At 72.6% G+C, this 4,277-nt stretch carries 2 protein-coding genes and 1 pseudogene; 1 reads left to right on the forward strand and 2 read right to left on the reverse strand.

Annotated elements, in window-relative coordinates; all coding sequences use genetic code 11:
* The coding region (locus tag AWZ10_RS05555; RefSeq protein ID WP_060890580.1) for a MinD/ParA family ATP-binding protein at nucleotides 1-1,408 on the forward strand (1,408 nt) is incomplete at its 5' end.
* 86 nt (nucleotides 1,409-1,494) lie between these two features.
* On the opposite strand, the gene AWZ10_RS05560 is transcribed toward AWZ10_RS05555, so the two are convergent.
* Nucleotides 1,495-2,448: a bifunctional riboflavin kinase/FAD synthetase gene (locus tag AWZ10_RS05560; protein ID WP_060890579.1), complete on the reverse strand. Its 954-nt coding sequence runs from the start codon at nucleotides 2,446-2,448 to the stop codon at nucleotides 1,495-1,497.
* A gap of 134 nt (nucleotides 2,449-2,582) precedes the next feature.
* Nucleotides 2,583-4,277: pseudogene (locus AWZ10_RS05565) on the reverse strand (serine protease); the annotation flags it as partial.

Below are 4,277 nucleotides of genomic sequence, written 5' to 3' on the forward strand. Positions count from 1 at the left end.
CCCGGGTCAGCCCGGACACGCTGCTCACCCGGACCACCCCGATCAGCTCGGGCAGCCCGGTCACCCCGGTGGGCACCCCCACCCGTCCGCCCCCACCGCCCCCATCGACCCCCGCACAGGCGCGGCCTGGCCGCAGCCCGTGCAGCACGACCAGCGGCAGCCCACCAACCCCGGTGTGGCGCCGCTCGGTTACACGGCCGCGGTGGAGCTGTCGTCCGACCGGCTGCTGAACAGCAAGAAGCAGAAGACGAAGAGCAGCCGTCCGGCGGCCGGGGGCGGCCGGTTCAAGCTGGGCGGGAAGAAGGAGGAGGCCGAGCGGCAGCGGAAGCTGGAGCTGATCAGGACGCCGGTGCTGTCCTGCTACCGCATCGCGGTCATCAGCCTCAAGGGCGGCGTGGGCAAGACGACGACCACCACGGCCCTCGGTTCGACGCTCGCCACCGAGCGGCAGGACAAGATCCTCGCGATCGACGCCAACCCGGACGCGGGCACGCTCGGCCGTCGAGTGCGGCGCGAGACCGGGGCGACCATCCGCGACCTCGTCCAGGCGATCCCGTACCTCAACTCGTACATGGACATCCGCCGGTTCACCTCGCAGGCGGCCTCCGGGCTGGAGATCATCGCCAACGATGTCGACCCCGCCGTCTCCACGACGTTCAACGACGAGGACTACCGGCGCGCGATCGACATCCTCGGCAAGCAGTACCCGATCATCCTCACCGACTCGGGCACCGGCCTGCTCTACAGCGCCATGCGCGGCGTGCTCGACCTCGCAGACCAGCTCATCATCATCTCGACGCCGTCCGTGGACGGTGCGAGCAGCGCCAGTACGACACTGGACTGGCTCTCCGCACACGGGTACCAGGACCTGGTGGCACGTTCCCTCACGGTCATCTCCGGGGTCCGTGACACCGGCAAGATGATCAAGGTGGACGACATCGTCTCCCACTTCGAGACGCGCTGCCGCGGTGTAGTCGTCGTGCCCTTCGACGAACACCTGTCCGCCGGCGCCGAGTTGGACCTCGACATGATGCGACCGAAGGTGCGGGAGGCGTACTTCACGCTCGCCGCGATGGTCGCCGAGGACATCGCCAGGCACCAGCAGTCGCACGGCCTGTGGACCTCCGACGGCAACCCGCCGCCGGTGGTCGCCCCGCCGATGCCGGGACAACAGATGCCGGGACAACAGATCCCCGGTCAGCAGCCGTACCCGCCGCAGCAGCAGAGCCAGCCGTACCCCGGCCAGCCCTATCCGGGTCAGCCGGCTCCCGGCCAGGCCCCGCAGCCCTACGGCCACCCCGACCAGCCGACACCGGGCCAACCCGCTCCGGGCCAGCCGTACCCGCCCCAACAGCCGCAGCAACCGCAGCAGGGCCAGCCCTACCCGCCCGCTCCACCCCAGCAGTAGACAGCTGAGGTCGGACACAGCAGAGGGCCCGTACCGTTCACGATCCACGAACGGTACGGGCCCTCTGCCACACCCAGCCTTCGGGGCTACTCCCCCTGATAGGCCCCGATCAGTTCACGGCACTTCTTCACGTCCTCGCCCATCGCCACGAGCAGCGCGTCCAGCGAGTCGAACTTCGCCTGGCCGCGCACGAAGGCGAGGAAGTCGACGGCGACGTGGAGGCCGTAGAGGTCGAGCCCGACGCGGTCGATGGCGTATGCCTCGACCGTGCGCTCGGTGCCGTCGAACTGCGGGTTCGTGCCGACGGAGATCGCGGCGGGCATGGCCTCACCGGCGACGTGCAGCCAGCCGGCGTAGACGCCGTCGGCGGGGATCGCGGTGTGCGGGAGGGTCTCGACGTTGGCTGTCGGGAAGCCCAGTTCGCGACCGCGCTGGGCGCCGCGTACGACGACGCCCTCGACGCGGTGGGGGCGGCCGAGGATCTCCCGCGCGCCCTCGATGTCGCCCTCGGTGACCAGCCGCCGGGTCAGGGTCGAGGAGAACGGCTGTCCGCCGCCCGCCTCTCCGGTGACGAACAGGTCGACGACCTCGACCTCGAAGTCGTACGTCTTGCCCTGCTCGGCCAGGAACGCCACGTCCCCGGCGGCCTTGTGTCCGAAGCGGAAGTTGGGGCCCTCGACGACGGCCTTGGTGTGCAGCCGGTCGACCAGGACCTTGACGACGAAGTCGGCCGGGGACAGCCGCGAGAACTCGCTCGTGAAGGGCAGGATCAGCACCGCGTCCACGCCCAGCTCGGCCATCAGTTCGGCACGGCGGTGGTGCGGGGCGAGCAGCGGAGGATGGGTGCCGGGGCGCACGACCTCGCTGGGGTGCGGGTCGAAGGTGACGGCGACGGAGGGAACGCCCAGCTCACGGGCGCGTTCCACGGCGTGCCGGAGGATCAGCTGGTGCCCGCGGTGCACCCCGTCATAAGAACCGATGGTGACGACGCTGCGCCCCCAGTCCTCGGGGATGTCCTCCAAGCCACGCCAGCGCTGCACTGTGACCGCTCCTCGTCGAACCCGTGTCCGTATTGACGCCTAACCCTTGCGCAGGTCTAAGGGTGCCATGCCCGGTGCCTTCGGCCCGCATCGGCATCCTGGCTGTGACCCGGAGCACGGGATCCCGACCCGTCTCAGGCGGGCACCCGCACCCCCGGCACCCCCGCCAGGTTCTCGATCATCCGGCGTGTGCTCGGCCCGACCACAGCCGCCCACTCCTGGGGCGTGCCGCTGAGCCAGCCGGCCACCAGCCCCGCGAAGCCGGGCACATGGCGGGCCAGATCGACGAGCGCCCAGTCGAAGCGGGTGGCCCCTTCGGGCGTACGGACGAGCAGCATCCCGACCCGATGGACCAGCAGCCGAGTGGCCGCGCTGTCCCCCACGCCCCCGGTGCTCCCCACGCCCCCGGTGTCCTCCACTCCCCCGGTGTCCGCCGTATCCGCTGTCACTCCGCGCGCGGCGGCCGCCCGCAGCAGCGCGTCGAGGACGGACGGGTCCCGCTCGGTCGCCATCAGCAGATCGAGCAGTTCGCGTCGCAGCGGGCCGGAGGCAGGCGTGCCCGGCTCGGCGAAGACCGCCGCGAGGGCTGCGCGGACCTGCACGGGACCGTCGACGATGAGTCCGCCGACCAGGGGGAACAGTACGGCGCGGGTACCCGGACCGTGCTCCAGGCGGCGGTCGACGTACGCGGCGACGTGCCCGGCCACCTCGGGGCGCAGTTCGACGACCTCCCGGACGAGGGTCGTGACGCGGCGCGCGAGGCCGGGCGTGGTGACCTCGGCGAGGGTGCGCAGGGCATCCCCGTCGGAGCCCTCGGCGCCCGGTGTCCGCAGCCGGGCGCGGAAGGCGTCCAGGACCGGGTCCGGGTGGGTGGCGAGGGCCATGACCAACGCGCTCGCGGGCAGCTGGGGATCACCGGCCGCGAAGCGCTCCAGCGCCTGCGGCAGATACCGCGACCGGGTCCCCGGATCCCGTACGAGCAGGGCGAGGGCTCCGCTGTGCAGGGTGACGTCGGCGGGGCGGCCCAGCAGGGCGAGCGCCGCGTAGCGGAGCAGCTCGCGGTCGGCGTCCGTGTTCACGTGCGGAGCGGTCCGCAGTGCGTACGAGAGCCCCGCGACCCGCCGCGCCGGGCGCTCGTCGTGCGCCCACCGGTCGACGGCCCGGCACACCGCCGAGGGCTCCTCCTCGGACAGTACGGCGAGCAGCTCGTCGGCGCGCCGGTGCGCACTGTCGACCAGCGCCTCGGTCAGGTCGTCCAGGGCGCACCGCCGATGCGTGTGCAGCAGTGCCTGCGCGGCCGTCGCCACGGTGGCGTCGGGGGTCGCGACCAGCGGGGTGTCGTCGAGGAACCAACGGGTGAGCGGCGGCTGTACGGCGGCGGGGTCGGCCGCGAGAAGACGGGAGACCACGTCCAGATAGCGGGAGCCCTCGCCGGTGGGCGGGTCGGCGACGACCAGGCGTCGCAGCAGGTCGAACCGTTCCGTCCCGGACAGCGGCAGCGACGCCCAGAAGTCCGGCCCGAAATCCCCCGGTACGCCCCGGCCCTGGGCCCGCCAGGCCCCGATCCGCTCGGTGAGGAACCGCAGCACCCTGGTGTACGGCGTCGCGTCGGGCACCCGGAGCAGGACCTCGGCCAGGAGGCGGGTGGCCCACCAGGTGGGATCGTCGGGGACCGGGGCGCCCGGCGGCAGCAGCGCGTCCAGGGCGTCGAGCAACTCCTCCAGGCGCCCGGCGAGTTCGGTGGGTCCCTGCTGCCGCCCGAGGAGGAGCAGGGCCTGGACGACGGGGCCGACGCGGTGGCGGGGCACGGGCAGGTTGCGGGTGGCCCG

The organism is Streptomyces europaeiscabiei, assembly GCF_001550375.1.
Classification (GTDB): Bacteria; Actinomycetota; Actinomycetes; order Streptomycetales; family Streptomycetaceae; genus Streptomyces; species Streptomyces europaeiscabiei.